This window comes from Bacillus sp. DC4300-2b2 (assembly GCF_049895685.1).
Classification (GTDB): Bacteria; Bacillota; Bacilli; order Bacillales; family Bacillaceae; genus Bacillus; species Bacillus safensis.
Genome location: NZ_JAFCSW010000002.1, coordinates 324,820 through 340,465 on the forward strand (window position 1 = coordinate 324,820; position 15,646 = coordinate 340,465).

Annotated in this window: 14 protein-coding genes; 1 reads left to right on the forward strand and 13 read right to left on the reverse strand. The window is 44.1% G+C overall.

The genetic code is table 11. From position 1 onward, the window contains the following. The 11 genes from rlmN to ACP69X_RS06590 form a co-directional block, all read right to left on the reverse strand. The gene (rlmN, locus tag ACP69X_RS06540) at window positions 1-1,083 is read right to left on the reverse strand and encodes a 23S rRNA (adenine(2503)-C(2))-methyltransferase RlmN (RefSeq protein ID WP_024424208.1); all 1,083 of its coding nucleotides are present in this window, start codon (window positions 1,081-1,083) and stop codon (window positions 1-3) included. Between the two features lie 3 nt (window positions 1,084-1,086). Then, window positions 1,087-2,430, reverse strand: coding sequence for a 16S rRNA (cytosine(967)-C(5))-methyltransferase RsmB (gene rsmB / locus ACP69X_RS06545; protein WP_212039810.1), 1,344 nt, complete (start codon window positions 2,428-2,430; stop codon window positions 1,087-1,089). Further along, on the reverse strand, window positions 2,417-3,370 hold the full coding sequence (gene fmt / locus ACP69X_RS06550) for a methionyl-tRNA formyltransferase (RefSeq protein WP_039178449.1): 954 nt from the start codon (window positions 3,368-3,370) through the stop codon (window positions 2,417-2,419). Before fmt ends, rsmB begins: the two co-directional genes overlap by 14 nt. 5 nt (window positions 3,371-3,375) lie before the next feature. Next, window positions 3,376-3,858, reverse strand: coding sequence for a peptide deformylase (gene def, locus ACP69X_RS06555; RefSeq protein WP_041084886.1), 483 nt, complete (start codon window positions 3,856-3,858; stop codon window positions 3,376-3,378). A 15-nt stretch (window positions 3,859-3,873) separates the two neighbouring features. Beyond that, entirely contained in the window at window positions 3,874-6,282 is a 2,409-nt protein-coding gene (gene priA, locus ACP69X_RS06560; RefSeq protein ID WP_426052534.1) for a primosomal protein N', read from the reverse strand. Next, entirely contained in the window at window positions 6,279-7,496 is a 1,218-nt protein-coding gene (gene coaBC, locus ACP69X_RS06565; RefSeq protein WP_411264379.1) for a bifunctional phosphopantothenoylcysteine decarboxylase/phosphopantothenate--cysteine ligase CoaBC, read from the reverse strand. Before coaBC ends, priA begins: the two co-directional genes overlap by 4 nt. Window positions 7,497-7,613: 117 nt before the next feature. Further along, entirely contained in the window at window positions 7,614-7,817 is a 204-nt protein-coding gene (gene rpoZ, locus ACP69X_RS06570; protein ID WP_003211647.1) for a DNA-directed RNA polymerase subunit omega, read from the reverse strand. A gap of 3 nt (window positions 7,818-7,820) precedes the next feature. Then, window positions 7,821-8,435 (reverse strand): guanylate kinase, encoded by a 615-nt coding sequence (gene gmk / locus ACP69X_RS06575; RefSeq protein WP_024424214.1) that lies wholly within the window; start codon window positions 8,433-8,435, stop codon window positions 7,821-7,823. A 9-nt stretch (window positions 8,436-8,444) separates the two neighbouring features. Continuing rightward, a complete protein-coding gene (remA, locus tag ACP69X_RS06580; RefSeq protein WP_008344898.1) occupies window positions 8,445-8,714 on the reverse strand; it encodes an extracellular matrix/biofilm regulator RemA in 270 nt (89 codons plus the stop codon). 76 nt (window positions 8,715-8,790) lie between these two features. Then, the gene (locus ACP69X_RS06585; RefSeq protein ID WP_034281735.1) at window positions 8,791-9,666 is read right to left on the reverse strand and encodes a YicC/YloC family endoribonuclease; all 876 of its coding nucleotides are present in this window, start codon (window positions 9,664-9,666) and stop codon (window positions 8,791-8,793) included. A gap of 83 nt (window positions 9,667-9,749) precedes the next feature. Continuing rightward, on the reverse strand, window positions 9,750-12,425 hold the full coding sequence (locus ACP69X_RS06590; protein ID WP_041084891.1) for a calcium-translocating P-type ATPase, SERCA-type: 2,676 nt from the start codon (window positions 12,423-12,425) through the stop codon (window positions 9,750-9,752). Between the two features lie 165 nt (window positions 12,426-12,590). Here ACP69X_RS06590 and ACP69X_RS06595 point away from each other — a divergent pair, with 165 nt between their 5' ends. Next, on the forward strand, window positions 12,591-14,300 hold the full coding sequence (locus ACP69X_RS06595) for an Rqc2 family fibronectin-binding protein (protein WP_426052535.1): 1,710 nt from the start codon (window positions 12,591-12,593) through the stop codon (window positions 14,298-14,300). A gap of 34 nt (window positions 14,301-14,334) precedes the next feature. On the opposite strand, the gene ACP69X_RS06600 is transcribed toward ACP69X_RS06595, so the two are convergent. Then, window positions 14,335-14,838 carry a precorrin-2 dehydrogenase/sirohydrochlorin ferrochelatase family protein gene (locus ACP69X_RS06600; RefSeq protein ID WP_041084894.1) on the reverse strand — a complete coding sequence of 168 codons (504 nt, stop codon included), beginning with the start codon at window positions 14,836-14,838 and terminating at the stop codon, window positions 14,335-14,337. Further along, window positions 14,819-15,604, reverse strand: coding sequence for a sirohydrochlorin chelatase (locus ACP69X_RS06605; RefSeq protein WP_073979476.1), 786 nt, complete (start codon window positions 15,602-15,604; stop codon window positions 14,819-14,821). Before ACP69X_RS06605 ends, ACP69X_RS06600 begins: the two co-directional genes overlap by 20 nt. Window positions 15,605-15,646 lie beyond the last annotated feature (42 nt).

The window sequence follows — 15,646 nt, forward strand, 5'->3', positions numbered from 1 at the left end:
TCACCTCGTCTCTTCCTGACGCTCCTTCGCTCTTAGCTGACCGCAAGCAGCATCAATGTCATGGCCTTGCTCTCGTCTAATCGTTACGTTTACGCCGCGTTCTTTCAGCGTTTTTTCAAATAGGAAGATTTGTTCTCTCGGTGTTCTTACATAATCCCTTTCCGGTACATAGTTCACTGGAATGAGGTTCACGTGGCACTTGATTCCTTTTAATAAGTCTGCAAGCTCTTCTGCATGATGAACTTGATCATTTACTCCGCCAAACAGGCCGTATTCAAAGCTGACACGTCTTCCTGTTTTTTGAATGTAGTATTCAATGGCTTCCATTAATTTCGGCAGCTTATATGCCTTATTGATCGGCATTAAACGGCTTCTGATTTCTGTGTTCGGTGCATGCAGGGAAACAGCAAAATTGATTTGCATTTGCTCATCAGCGAATTGATAGATCTTTGGAATGATTCCGCTTGTCGACACTGTAATATGACGTGCGCCAATATTTAAGCCGTTGTCATGGTTGATGATTTTAAGGAAGGCAAGCATTTCGTCAAAGTTATCAAACGGTTCGCCAATTCCCATGATGACAACCGAGCTGACTCTCTCATCTGTTTCGTCAAGTGCCTGCTGCACTTTCAATACTTGAGCAACGATTTCTCCTGCTTCAAGGTTTCGTTTTAACCCGCCAAGTGTAGATGCACAGAATGTACAGCCAATTCTACAGCCAACCTGAGTTGTGACACAGACAGAGTTTCCGTATTCGTGGCGCATCAGCACTGTTTCAATGGTATAGCCATCATGTAATTCAAATAAAAACTTGATCGTTCCGTCTTGAGACGTTTGTTTGATGACAGTTTTTAATGTGGTGATCGCAAATTGATTTTTTAATTTTTCTCTTAAATCCTTTGAAAGGTTAGACATATCGTCAAAGGATGTCACACGTTTCTCATAAAGCCACTCGAAAATTTGAGCTGCGCGGAAAGGCTTTTCGCCTTGTTCTTTTAACCATTCTTTCATTTCGTGAAGCTCAAATGAGTAAATCGACGGCATTTCTGTCTTCAGTTCTTTTCTTACTTTTTGTTCTGTCATTTTTTATCCCTTCTTTCTCATGCTGCAAATAAAGAAACCATCTGTTCCGAAATAATGAGGAAGAATTTGTACACTTCCGTTTTGAACAAACGGAGCAACCTGCTCAGGCAGCCGTTCATTAAGAGATAGATCGGGTTCGAAGTCTTGGTGTTCTTGTAAAAACGCATGAATCACTTGTTGATTTTCTGTTGGATCCATTGTACATGTACTGTATACAAGGGTTCCGCCCGGTTTTAAAAGCGGGGCCGCTTCCTTTAAAATGGCCTGCTGGATAGCTGCAAGCCTTGCTGAGTCTTCTTGTGACTTTGTATATTTCATATCTGGTTTTCGTCTAATGACGCCAAAACCGGAACACGGCGCATCAATGAGAATGCGGTCAAACGAAGCTTCGCTGTAATAGTCTGCTGCTTTCCTTGCATCAAGTGCTTTTGCCTCAATCTGAGTAAGGTTCAGACGTTTTGCTGCTTGTTTGATGAGTTTCACTTTATGTTCATGTAAATCAAGTGAAACAATTTTCCCCTCATCATTCATACGTTCTGCAATATGTGTTGATTTTCCGCCAGGAGCCGCACAGGCGTCAAGCACCGTTTCTCCTGGCTGAGGGTCAAGCGCTCTTGCAACAAGCATAGAGCTTTCGTCTTGTATCGTAACATAGCCTTCTTGAAAAGAAGGGGTTGAGACGATGGACCCTTTCATGAGCTTAAGTGCATCTTCAGATAAGTCGCCAAGCTCCGTTTCGATGCCTGCATCCATTAGCTTTTGCTGCAGTGCCGTGCGGTCAGTTTTCATTCGATTGACGCGAAGGGTTTGCTTTGGCGGGACTAAATGAATGCGGCACATGTTTTCTGCCGCTTCAAATCCGTACGCCTGAACCCATTCCTGCACAAGCCATAATGGGTGGCTTGTCTCAATGGACAGCCGTTTTACTGGATCTTTGATCGCATCAAATGACGGAACGCCTTCTCTTTGTACGGAACGAAGAACACCGTTCACAAGTGAAGAAATGCCTTTGTGCCCGCGCTTTTTCGTTAGCTCGACAGCTTCATGAATGGCTGCACGATCTGGTATTTTTTCAAGGTACACCATTTGATAAAGAGACATCCGTAAAAGCTGCATCACCCATGGAGCGACCTTTTGCGGTTTTTTCACAAAGGGCGCAAGCATATAATCTAATGCCAATTTATTTTGCAGTGTACCATACACAAGCTCTGTTAACAGCGGTTTGTCCTGATCAGCTAAGTCTTTATCTTTCATGACTGACTGCAAAAGCAAATTACTGTAAGCTTGGTTTTGTTCGAGTTTGATTAAAGCGTCCAGCGCTACTTCTCTCACATTACTTTTCTTCATTCATTAACCCTAATTTCTGTCCAATTTCGATATTTGCGCCTCTTAAGAAGTCTTCGCCGCTCATTTTTTTCTTACCAGCCGGCTGCACACCTGTTAACAAGAGGCCTTGCTTATTCCCCGTTCCAATGACTGGACCTTCTTTTTGAAGCTCAATCACTTTCCCAGGTTCTTCTTGCGCTTGCAGCGGAACCTTTTTCGCTTCCCATACTTTTAGATGAGCGCCGTTCCATTCAGTATAGGCAACTGGCCATGGATTTAGCCCGCGAACTTGGTTGTAAAGCTCTTCACCGGTTTTTGTCCAGTCTAATCTTTCTTGCTCCCGCTTAATATTTGGTGCGTATGTGGCGGCTTCTTCATTTTGCGGAATCGGAGAAATAGACCCGCTCAGAACATTTGGCACCGTATCTTTTAGAAGTGCGGCACCAGCTGTACTTAATTTGTCATGCAGTGTTCCAACATTGTCTAATTCATCGATTTCCACTTCTACTTTACTGATCATGTCACCTGCATCGAGCCTTTCCACCATGTACATGATCGTAACGCCTGTTTTCTTTTTGCCTTGAAGGATCGCATAATGAATCGGCGCGCCGCCTCTTAGTTCTGGCAGGAGCGAGGCATGAACATTGATACAGCCAAACTTAGGTTCATCAAGTAACCGTTTAGGTAGAATTTGTCCAAATGCCGCTGTGACGATTAAATCCGGCTGTAATGCAAGCACTTTATCAATTTCTTCATCTAGGCGTACCTTTTCAGGCTGCAACACAGGAATGCCGTGTTTTAAGGCTTCCACTTTCACAGGAGGCGGTGTGAGCACTCGCTTTCTTCCTTTCGGGCGGTCTGGCTGCGTGACGACCCCTACCACTTCGTATCCTTCTGTTATTAGTGTTTGCAGCACAGGTACTGAGAAATCAGGGGTTCCCATAAATACGATACGTGCCATTTTCTTCACCCTTCCATTTCCGCAAGTTCTTTTTCTGTATAGGTTTCAATGATTTTTGACGTAAATAAAATGCCGTCTAAATGATCAATTTCGTGCAATAAAGCTCTTGCTAAAAATCCGTCTGCTTCTATTGTAAATGGTTTGCCTTTCTTATCATAGGCTTTTACCTTCACATAGTTCGGTCTCTCTACAGTGCCGTATAAAGATGGAAAGCTCAGGCAGCCTTCAATATCTGTCTGGCTTCCTTCTACTTCAAGCACCTCGGGGTTCACTAAGTCAATTCTGCCAGATTCTTCTCCGATATCTACAACAGCGATTCTTTTTGAAACACCGATTTGTGGTGCTGCTAGTCCAACTCCATCCAGCTCAAGCATTGTATCATACATATCATCCAGCAGTTTTTTAAGCTTTTTATCGAACGTATCAACACGCTCTGTCTTTTGTTCAAGCACTTCTGCCGGATGTATGACTATTGGTTTTACTGCCACTTATAGCCCTCCGTTTTACATCATCATATATGGATTCATATCTATTGAAATCATCAATTGTTTTTGTTCCATTTCCTTTTGATAATGGTCTTGTATTTTCCGTAGTAAACTTGCCAGTTCATTTTCCCTTTTGTATTTTATCACGCATTGATAGCGATATCTATCTTTGATCTTAGCGATTGGTGATGCAGCCGGACCAAGGATTCGCGTATTCGGTGCACAATTCATTTTTAGGAACTGGACAATTTGATCAGTCACATGTGCTGCCTTCGTCACTTCCTCATGTGACACTGTCACCATCGCCAAAAAGTAATACGGCGGATAGGACTGGTGGCGGCGATGCAGCATCTCCTGTTCATAAAAGGCTTCGTAGTCATGCTGCTTCGTTAATTCAATACTATAGTGAGAAGGCGTATAAGATTGAATAATAACCGAGCCCGCTTTTTCATGTCGCCCTGCCCTGCCGCTGACCTGTGTGAGAAGCTGAAATGTTTTTTCACTTGAACGGAAATCAGGGATGTGAAGGGATGTATCCGCACTGAGAACACCAACAAGTGTGACATCTGGGAAATCCAGTCCCTTTGCAATCATTTGCGTCCCGAGTAAAATGTCCGCCTCTTTATTGCCAAAAGAGGTAAGAAGCTTTTCGTGAGCACCTTTACGAGACGTTGTATCCACATCCATTCGGATGACTTTTGCCTCTGGCAGTACTTTTGTCAGTTCTTCTTCTACTCGCTGCGTGCCAGTTCCAAAGTAGCGAATATGCTCACTGTGACATTCTGGACATTCAGCAGGTACTGGAGCTTCGTGACCACAATAATGGCACTTCAGCCGTTTTTGATAGCGGTGATAGGTGAGAGAAATTTCGCAATGAGGACATTGCTCTACATATCCGCAATCACGGCACATGACAAAGGATGAATAGCCTCTTTTGTTCAGAAATAAAACGGCTTGTTCTTTTCTTTCAAGCACTTCCTTTAACCTGAGCATCAATTCCTCTGAAAACATGGAGCGGTTGCCGTTTCTTAGTTCTTCTCTCATATCAATTAACGAAACGTGCGGCAGCTGCTGCTGGTTGACGCGGTGTTTGAGCGACAGCAATGTATAGACGCCTTTTTTCGCACGTGCATAGGTTTCAAGTGAAGGTGTTGCACTGCCTAATACGACTGGACATTGATGCCGACCTGCTCGTTCAATGGCGACATCCTTGGCATGGTAACGAGGCATTTCTTCTTGTTTATAAGAGGATTCATGCTCTTCATCTATAATAATCATGCCTAGATTTTCAAATGGAGCGAAAACAGCAGATCTTGCGCCAACGACAAGCTTCACTTCCTTGCGATGGATTTTCCGCCATTCATCATATTTTTCTCCTGTCGATAAGCCGCTGTGAAGAACGGCCACATTTGAGCCAAATCGTTCTTTAAATCGCTGCACCATTTGAGGGGTTAACGAGATTTCAGGAACTAAAACGATCGCTTCTTTTCCTTTTTGAAGAACATGATCGATTGTCTGCAAGTAAATCTCCGTTTTGCCGCTTCCTGTCACCCCGTGCAAAAGAAAGGTTTCGTGCTGATCCTCACTCACTGCTTGATGAATATGCTTGGCCGCCTCTTTTTGCTCTGGCGTGAGATCAAGTGAAGCTGATGGTGTAAACTCCCTGTCACGATAAGGGTCTCGATAGACCTCTTCATAGCTTTCTGTTAACAGCCCTTCTTGAATAAAGGTTTTAAGCGTTTGAGAACTTGCGCCTGTTTGCTGCTGCAAGTCTTTCGCTAAAAAGGTTGTCTCTCCCGCTTCAAGCAGATAGGAGATCAGTGCTTTTTGTTTCACCGCATTTTTCTTTAGCTGCTGCTGTTTTTCTGCAAGTTTTTCTTTCGATACAGCCATCTGGAGCATGCGGACCTTTTTCTTTCCAGATTTTTGCGAAACATGGTATCTCACCTCTAGATGACCTTTTTGGACATGCTTTTGAATCTGTTTTAATTGTTCAGCCGGGATGTCAGCATAAAGAATGCTTTCTCGCTGACCGAAAAGCTCTTTCAATGACTGCGGAAGTTCTTCCTCTGAAAGCACCTGAATTTCTTTTTCATACTTTGCCTTCATGGCTGCGGGCAGCATCGATTGAAGTGCCGTGATATGATAGGACAATGTTTTTTCCGTCAGCCAGTGGGAAAGCTCCAATAGCTCATCTGTCAGAACAGGTGATAAATCAAATAAATCGACAATCTCTTTGATGTTTCCTGTCTTGATGTCTGTTTCATCTTTGACTTTTGTCACAAACCCTTGAATCTTCCTCGGGCCAAAGGGAACGACCACCCTCATTCCCGCTTTGACGAGATCTTTGAATCGATCTGGTACACGGTAATCAAATGGCCGGTCAATGGCTTTCGTTGTGACATCTACGATGACTTCAGCAATCATGCTCGATCACGCTCTTCTGGAAGCAGCTGTATTGCCTCCTTTAAAATTTCAAAAGCGAGGTCTTTTTTGCTCATCATCGGCAGCTCTTTTTTCGTACCATCTGCTTTGATCATCGCTGCCACATTGGTATCTGTACCAAAGCCGGCACCCTCTTTTGTGACGTTATTGGCGACAATCATATCTAGATGCTTTGATTCAATTTTCTTTTTCGCATAATATTCTACATCCTGCGTTTCAGCTGCAAAACCGACCAGCACTTGATGCTCTTTTCTTTTCCCCAGCTCTTTTAAAATATCTTTTGTCCGGGTGAATTCAATGTCCAGAGCGCCGTCCTGTTTTTTCATTTTATGAGCATATGTCGTGACAGGGGTGTAATCGGCGACAGCTGCTGATTTAATGACAAGATCAGCTTCTCCGTATACATCTAGCGCAGCTTGATACATCTCCTCAGCTGATTCAACGTGCACTACATGTACGTGGTCAGGTTCAGTTAAAGAAACAGGTCCAGAAATCAGCGTAACATCTGCCCCCATTTGCTGAGCAGCCTCTGCAATCGCATAGCCCATTTTTCCACTAGAACGGTTTGTAAAGAACCGGACAGGGTCGATGACTTCACGTGTAGGGCCTGCTGTCACGACAACTTTTTTTCCTGAGAGCGGTAAGCTTTTTGGCTCTTCAAAAAAAGCACGGATGTGTTCTACAATTTTTTCAGGCTCTTCTAATCGCCCTTTTCCAATGTACCCGCAGGCTAAATAACCTTCACTTGGCTCAATAAACCGGTACCCGTCTTCATATAATGTGCGAATGTTCCGTTTCACAGCCGGGTGATCGTACATATGCACATTCATCGCTGGTGCGATCCATACAGGTGCTGTTGAAGCAAGCAAAGTCGTCGTGAGCATATCATCTGCAAGTCCAGCGGCCATTTTACCAATTGTATGTGCTGTTGCAGGGGCAACAAGAATGAGATCGGCCCAGTCAGCTACGTCAATATGCGCAATGACTTTTGGATTGTTTTCTTTGAATGTATCCACATATACCTCATGCCGAGACAGTGCTTGGAAGGTAAGCGGAGACACAAACTCACGAGCAGATTCCGTCATAATCACTCTGACATTTGCGCCTGCTTGTACAAGTTTACTAGTAAGTGCTGCTGCTTTATATACGGCGATTCCTCCGCTGACACCGAGCAAAATATTTTTTGACTGTAACATTTGTTTGTCCCCCTTAACGGCCTTTTTCACAAATTCGTCTACAATTCAAAAAAGTCAAAACCAATCATAGTTTTGACTTTTTTGAACGTATCGTATCTGCATAGCAGAAGCGATGTGTTATTCTTGATCCTCTTTTTCAAATGTCAAAAGACCAGCGTCGATTTCTTCTAGTGCTTTACCTACAAATTTGTAAGACTTTGTGTTTTCAATTTGCTGATCTTGGTGGATCTGCATTTCACGTGCACGGCGTGCAGACACTGTTACAAGTGTATATTTTGAATCAAGTTTGTTCATCAATGAGTCAATTGAAGGATCTAACATGGTTTATTCTACCCCCAGCATTTTTTTATATCTTGGTGCGACTCTGTCTCTGCGCAGATGTTCGGCAAGGACGATCGCTTTGATTCTTTCACAAGCAAGCTCGACATCATCGTTTTCAACGACATAATCGTAAGCATCCATCATTTCAATTTCTTCTTTCGCAGCGGCCATTCGGTTTCGAATGAGCTCTTCAGATTCTGTACCGCGTGTAATGATACGGTTTTGAAGTTCTGAAAGACTAGGCGGTGCAAGGAAAATAAATAGACCTTCCGGGAATGCTTCTCTTACTTGAAGTGCACCTTGCACTTCAATTTCAAGGAAAACATCTTTTCCTTCGCTTAATGTCTGTTCTACATAGTCAACAGGCGTGCCGTAGTAATTCCCGACGTACTCTGCCCATTCTAACAGCTTTTTGTTTTCAATCATATGTTCAAATTCTTCCCTGGTTTTAAAGAAATAATCGACACCATTTCTTTCACCTTCACGCGGTTTGCGTGTCGTCACAGAAATAGAGTATTCAAATTTCGTATCTTCCTGGGAGAAAATGGCTTGTCTGACCGTTCCTTTTCCAACTCCCGAAGGTCCAGAGAGAACGATTAAAAGTCCTCTTTCTTTCATAATGGCGTATTACCCCTGCCCTTCATCTATGATTTCTTCTTTTACAGAAAGTCTTTGCGCGACAGTCTCAGGCTGAACGGCAGATAAGATGACATGGTCACTGTCCATAATGACAACAGCACGGGTTCTTCTTCCGTATGTAGCATCTATGAGCATGCCTCGATCTCTTGCGTCTTGTATCATTCGTTTAATCGGTGCTGATTCCGGACTGACGATCGAAATCATCCGATTCGCTGAAATGATGTTTCCAAATCCGATATTGATCAACTTTATGGTCATCTTCTTTCGTCCCCCTGTAATATAAACGTCTCTAGTCTCGCCGAAAGAGACGCACTGTAAACAGCATACACAATGACTATTCTATATTTTGCACTTGTTCTTTTATTTTTTCAATAGCACTTTTCATTTCAACCACCAGCTTTGTTAAATGGTGATGGTTTGCTTTTGATCCAATGGTGTTCACTTCACGGTTGAGCTCCTGTACAAGGAAGTCAAGTTTTCGGCCGGCAGCACCGCCTTGCAGCAAGATTTGCTGAAACTGCTGAAAATGACTTTTTAATCTCGTAATCTCTTCTGTAATGTCACACCGGTCAGCAAAGATGGCAGCCTCTGTAGTCAGTCTGCTCTCGTCAAGCGCCTCTCCGATCCATTCTTGCAATCGCTGATTCAATCGTTCTTTGTACTGACTCACAACCTCTGGTGCAAAGACTTTGATTTCTTCTGTATAGGCCTCTAGTTCAGAAAGCCTCAGTTCACAGTCTTTTTGTAGTGATGCTCCCTCTTGCTCTCTCATGAAGCAAAGCTCCTTGACAGCAGCCTCGCAAGCTTCCATCAGCAGCTGCTCTAACTGTTCATTTCGGCTGGCTGACTCTTCCACCTGAACGGCAAGCTCCAGCCCCAGTAAGTCATGTGCATGCTGAATGCCTGAAATGTGATAGCGTTCTTCGAGGTCTTTTGCGGCTTTCATGTATTCATCAAGCAGCGGCCAGTCGATCTGTAAGGACCGGCTTGCTAGTTTACCGCCTTCAATCGTGACAAACAGCTCAATCCTACCGCGCTGCACGTGACGAAGAATGATCTTTTTTAATGTATCTTCGAAATATAAAAGCGGCCTCGGCAAACGGGCATGAACCTCTTTAAAACGGTGATTGACCGATTTTAGCTCAACTGACACTGTCAGTTCTCCATCCGTTTTACTCGCTTGGCCGAATCCCGTCATACTGCGTATCATGTTAAAACACCCAATTCTTTCATATTAATAAAATGAAAAAGGTAATAGCAGACACTATTACCTCAAAATTATACCATAATGAATTATTTTTTTCTTGTCAAAAGTGATCCTGCCAGTAAAAAAGTTGGCAGTGCAGACATCCCGATGATCAGCAGCCAATCAATTGGTGCAACCGCGACCGTTTTGAAAATTGGTTGAAGCGGCGGGTAATAAATAACCACAAGCATGAGTAAAAGTGATGACAAAACCGCACCGATCAAATAGAGGTTCCCAAATGGATTACGTTCAAAAATGGACCGTTCACTGCGGCAGTCAAATACATGAATGAGCTGCGCCAATACAAGCGTACTAAATGCGACAGTCTGCGCATATTGCAGGTTGTTTGGATCGCGGTGATACACAAATATAAATGCCAAAAGGGTCGCAAGGCCGATGAGGAATCCTCTTGAGATCACCTTCCACCCAAGCCCTCTAGCAAAAATGCCCTCTTTCACATTCCGCGGCTTTCTCTTCATGACATCGCCTTCTGGCTTATCCATGCCAAGTGCCATAGCCGGGAGACCATCTGTGACAAGGTTTACCCATAAGATTTGTATAGGAACGAGTGGCAGCGGCAGCGCGAGGAGCATCGCAAACAGCATGACCAAAATTTCTCCGACATTTGATGCCAGCAAATAACGAACAAACTTACGAATGTTTTCATAAATATTCCGGCCTTCTTTAATGGCGGATTTAATGGTCGCAAAGTTGTCGTCAAGTAAAATAAGAGAAGACGCCTCTTTGGCTACGTCTGTTCCTGTGATGCCCATGGAGATGCCGATATCTGCTTGTTTAATGGCAGGCGCATCATTGACCCCGTCACCTGTCATCGCCACAACATGACCATTTTTTTGATAGGCTTTGACAATTCTCAGCTTATGCTCAGGGGAAACCCGGGCAAAGACATATACATTTTCAGCCGTTTGCTCAAGCTCTTTGTCGCTCATCTGATCAAGCGCTTTTCCGTCGAGCACCTGTCCTTGCTTCGGTAAAAGGCTCAAGTCTTTGGCGATCGCTTTGGCCGTTTCCACGTGGTCCCCTGTAATCATGACCGTTTTAATGCCAGCATCCCGGCACTCTTTAATCGCTCGTCTGACTTCAGGACGCGGTGGATCGATCATGCCCTCTAACCCGATAAATGTTAAATCGGTTTCAGCCTGCTGTACAGAGGTGATTTTTTCTGTCAGACCGACTTTTTTATACGCAATGGCAATGGTTCTAAGCGCCTGTCTTGCTAAGCCTTGAATCGCTGCTTCTGTTTCTTGCCTGTGAGTGGTTGAAAAAGAAGCTGTGCGTCCGCCGTGCATGATATAACTTGAACGGTTCATTAGTACATCCGGCGCACCTTTTGCAATGACATACCGCTCTTTTTGATTCGTTTCAACGACGACTGACATCATCTTTCTTTCTGAGTCAAAAGGAAACTCCTCAATGACATGAAATCCAGCTTCGATGAATTGCTCTGTAAAACCCGCTTTACGTGCTGCGGTAAGGAGCGCTCCCTCTGTCGGATCGCCATCAAGCCTCATCTCCCCGTCTTTTTCAACAATGGTCGATGTATTACAAAGCGCCCCGTATAATAACACCTTTTGCAAGCTTGGGTGCTTGTCGGCATGGACGATTTCACCGTTTAAGGTAAAGTCACCGGATGGCTCGTAGCCTGTGCCAGAAATATTCCACGTTTTTCCCTCCGCCCATACATGGGTCACGGTCATTTTATTTTGCGTCATCGTTCCTGTTTTATCAGAGCAAATGATTGACGCGCAGCCGAGTGTTTCCACTGCCGGGAGCTTTCTGACAATCGATTTTTGTTTGATCATCCGCTGCACCCCTAGGGAAAGGGCGACAGTGACGATCGCCGGCAGTCCTTCTGGAATCGCCGCCACAGCAAGAGATACTCCCGCTAGGAACATATGATACAATTCATGTCCTTGCACTACACCAAGAACAACAACGAGCACCGTTAAAAACAAAGCAGCCACAATCAGAATTTTTCCAAGCTGCTCGAGACGCCTTTGCAGCGGCGTTTCCATATTACCTGCTGCATCCAGCATACCGGCAATTTGTCCCATCGCTGTATTCATTCCTGTACCAATGACAACCCCTACGCCGCTGCCTCTAGTAACAAGCGTCCCCATAAAGGCCATGTTCGTTAAATCCCCAAGCGAAACATGGCCGCTTGAAAGCGGACTTGCGTGTTTGACCGCTGGGATAGACTCACCAGTGAGAGCGGACTCCTCAATTTCTAAGCTCTTTGTATCTAGTAATCTAATATCTGCCCCAATCCGATCTCCGCTTGAAAATTTCACAATATCCCCTGGCACGAGATGTTTAGACGGGATCTTGACCCATTCATTATTTCTCCTTGCATACACGTGCGGAGTTGATAATTCCTTTAACGCTTGAAGGGATTTTTCCGCCCGGCGTTCTTGATAAAAGCCGAGTACACCATTAATCAAAACAATGGCCACAATCGCAACAGCATCAATGTATTCTCCTAAAAAGGCAGAAATGATTGTTGCTGCAAGCAAGATTAACACCATGAAATCTTTAAACTGTGCTAAAAAAATGATCAGAGCCGACGCCTTTTTTCCTTCCTGCAATTCATTTGGCCCGTGTTTTTCAAGCCGCTTTTGTACATCTTTTTCTGACAGTCCGTCACCTATCGATGTATTCATTGTTTTTAATAAATCGGTTTGGTTCAGTTCATGCCAATTCATTTGACCTCGTCCACTCCTCTTTTGTTCTCTCTCATATGCAGTGTTCTATAAGCCAGTTTATTCAGACTCGTCCTAAATCATGCTATAATAATAAGACTGCCTAAAGAACGAGAAAACGGAAGGTTCTTTCAGTAGATTTGTGTGAAAGAAGAGGGTGTATCTAACATGTCATTTGACGGCATTTTTACATATGGTATGACAAATGAATTGCAAAAGGCATTAACTGGCGGAAGGATTTCAAAAATCCATCAGCCATATAAGCACGAGCTGATTTTTCATATTCGAGCAAACGGGAAAAATCATAAGCTCCTTTTATCGGCTCATCCGAGCTATGCGAGAGTGCAGCTCACCGAGCTTCATTACGACAATCCAAGTGAGCCGCCAATGTTTTGTATGCTTCTCAGAAAGCATCTTGAGGGCGGCTTCATTGAACGTTTTGAACAGATGGGATTTGACCGGGTGATCGTGCTTCATGTGCGAAGCCGAAATGAAATCGGCGATGAACAGACGCGTAAGCTTTACATTGAAATCATGGGACGTCATAGCAACTTCATTCTTGTAGAGGATGGAACGCAGCAGATCATTGATGGTCTGAAACACCTTTCACCATCTGTGAACAGCTATCGAACGGTGCTTCCTGGTTATGAATACCTACTGCCGCCTGCGCAGCAAAAATTGAATCCTTTTGACGTGACAAAGGATGATATTTTGAAGCATTTACGCTTTCAAGAAGGAAAGATCGCCAATCAAATTGTCGATACCTTCTCTGGGGTTTCCCCTCTGTTTGCAAAGGAAGCAGTACACCGGGCCGGTCTTGCCAATCAAGAAACGATCCCAAATACACTGCTCGACATGTTTCAGCTCATTCGCATGCATTCTTTTACGCCGCAGCTTACAAGAAAAGATGGGAAAGAGTATTTCTATTTATTAGAGCTTCAGCATGTCCAAGGCGAGATGAAGACATTCGACTCACTCAGCCAGCTGCTTGACCGCTTTTATTTTGGAAAAGCTGAGAGAGACAGAGTCAAACAACAGGCAGCTGACCTTGAACGGTTTGTCGTCAATGAAAAAAAGAAAAATGAACACAAGCTGAAAAAGCTAAAAAGAACCCTTGAAGAATCTCAGGATGCACACAAATATCAGCTCTATGGCGAATTGTTAACAGCCAATTTATATGCGATCAATAAAGGGGATAAAGAAGCGACTGTCATCAATTATTACGATGAAGACGGCGGAGAAATCACGATCCCGCTTAAAACAAACAAAACCCCTTCTGAAAATGCACAGGCATACTTTACAAAATATCAAAAGGCAAAAAATGCAGTAGAAGCTGTAAATGAACAAATTAAGCGGACACATGAAGAAATTGCTTATTTTGAAGAGCTGATTCAGCAGCTGTCCTCTGCTTCGCCAAAGGATTTAGAGGAAATGAGAGAAGAGCTTGTTGAAGGAAAATATTTGCGCGCCAAACAAAAGCGCCACGCCAAAAAGAAAAAACCGGCGGCCATTCAGCTCGAAACGTACGAGTCGTCCCAAGGCATTCCAATTTTAGTCGGAAAAAACAACAAACAAAACGAGTATTTGACTACAAAGGCAGCTACTCGTGATGATATTTGGCTGCATACAAAGGATATTCCTGGATCACATGTCGTCATTCGTCACCAAGCACCTGATGAACAAACGCTGCTTGAAGCGGCTCAAATTGCCGCCTACTTTTCGAAAGCCAAAGAGTCTGGTTCCGTTCCTGTCGACTATACAAAAATCCGGCATGTGAAAAAACCAAATGGAGCAAAGCCTGGCTTTGTTACGTATGATCAGCAGCAAACATTATTTGTCACGCCTGACGAAGATCTTGTGCTCAAGCTGAGAAAATAAATAAGAAAAGCCGATAAAATCCTGACATGAGGATTTATCGGCTTTTTCTTTGTCGTTTTTTTCTTTCGATGTAAAGGGCATCAAGTGCGTCAATATCCTCTTGTTCAAGCAAGGATTCAATTGCCGCAGCCAGCTGTTTTGTCCGGGCGGGGCTTGCACCACTTGTAGAGACTGAAATCGTCACTTTTCCTGCTTTGACAACCTTCGGCACCATCACATTGCCTAGCTCTGATTGGCTCACACAATTCACGAGCTGGTGAGGCTGTGCTATTTGTGCGATCCATTCATTTACCGAAGGGTCATTTGTCGCAGCTACAATGAAAAATGCATCCTTCAAATCTTCAGCATCTACCTTCTTTTCCTTCCAATTCAATTGGTATGTATCAATGAAGTGTGCCATCTCTTCAGAAAGATTAGGACTCACAACGGTTATATGGCAAGGCTCCGCGCACAGCGCCTTTGCTCTTCTTAACGCCACCGATCCGCCGCCGGCAATGACCACTTGTTTATTGGTTAAATCAAGATGGACTGGAAGCATGGCTTTCTCCTCGGAAACGAAACGCATCGTCTTTGTTTAAAATGGTTTCTTGCACGCGTTCAATATAAGCCGCTTTAACATACGGATGAAAGCCAATATACCGGCATACCCGGACATCTTTCAGCCGCTTTCTCGCCTGAGCGGCTTCACTTTCAATTTCTTTCATTAAAATTCCGGTAAACAGCAAGTAAGGAACGATATAGACAGGCCCATCGTCATCTGCTGATAACTGCGCGAGAACATCTCGATAATTGGGCTCACATGCTGTAATAAAACACGGAAGAACCTCTGCATGCGGAAGCAGACTTCGGACATCGTCTGCAATGCCAAACACATCTCGCTTCACATCCGGATCAGAGCTCCCGCGGCCAATTAAAAGAATCCGCGCCCGCTCGCCTTGATATCCTGCTTCTTCAATTCTTGCGGCAACCGCTTTTGTTACTTCTTGATTCACCCCGATTGGCTTTCCATATGTGACCTTCACTTGCGGGAAACGTGCGCGCACTTTCTCAATTTCGACAGGGATATCCGATTTGGCATGCATGGCAGTTAATAGGAGGAGCGGGACAATGGCAATGTGTGTCGCTCCTTTTTTCACACAGGCCTCAAATCCTTCTTCTATAGATGGGTCCGTCAGCTCTAAAAAACAAATTTCTTGTATATCTGCTTTCACCAACGGCATACAGCTCTTCATAAAAGAAATGGCCTTATCTTGTGCTTCTTTTACTCGGCTTCCATGCCCAACATAAAGGACAGCTTGTTTCATGCGGCTCCTCCCTCTCACTTGTTTTCATCAGACGAAAAGACA

Coding starts and splice junctions, on each gene's coding strand:
- rlmN (WP_024424208.1), bottom strand. CDS start 1,083: ATGACAGAACAAAAAGTAAGAAAAGAACTGAAGACAGAAATGCCGTCG.
- rsmB (WP_212039810.1), bottom strand. CDS start 2,430: ATGAAGAAAAGTAATGTGAGAGAAGTAGCGCTGGACGCTTTAATCAAA.
- fmt (WP_039178449.1), bottom strand. CDS start 3,370: ATGGCACGTATCGTATTTATGGGAACCCCTGATTTCTCAGTACCTGTG.
- priA (WP_426052534.1), bottom strand. CDS start 6,282: ATGATTGCTGAAGTCATCGTAGATGTCACAACGAAAGCCATTGACCGG.
- coaBC (WP_411264379.1), bottom strand. CDS start 7,496: ATGTTACAGTCAAAAAATATTTTGCTCGGTGTCAGCGGAGGAATCGCC.
- rpoZ (WP_003211647.1), bottom strand. CDS start 7,817: ATGTTAGATCCTTCAATTGACTCATTGATGAACAAACTTGATTCAAAA.
- gmk (WP_024424214.1), bottom strand. CDS start 8,435: ATGAAAGAAAGAGGACTTTTAATCGTTCTCTCTGGACCTTCGGGAGTT.
- remA (WP_008344898.1), bottom strand. CDS start 8,714: ATGACCATAAAGTTGATCAATATCGGATTTGGAAACATCATTTCAGCG.
- ACP69X_RS06585 (WP_034281735.1), bottom strand. CDS start 9,666: ATGATACGCAGTATGACGGGATTCGGCCAAGCGAGTAAAACGGATGGA.
- ACP69X_RS06590 (WP_041084891.1), bottom strand. CDS start 12,425: ATGAATTGGCATGAACTGAACCAAACCGATTTATTAAAAACAATGAAT.
- ACP69X_RS06595 (WP_426052535.1), top strand. CDS start 12,591: ATGTCATTTGACGGCATTTTTACATATGGTATGACAAATGAATTGCAA.
- ACP69X_RS06600 (WP_041084894.1), bottom strand. CDS start 14,838: ATGCTTCCAGTCCATCTTGATTTAACCAATAAACAAGTGGTCATTGCC.
- ACP69X_RS06605 (WP_073979476.1), bottom strand. CDS start 15,604: ATGAAACAAGCTGTCCTTTATGTTGGGCATGGAAGCCGAGTAAAAGAA.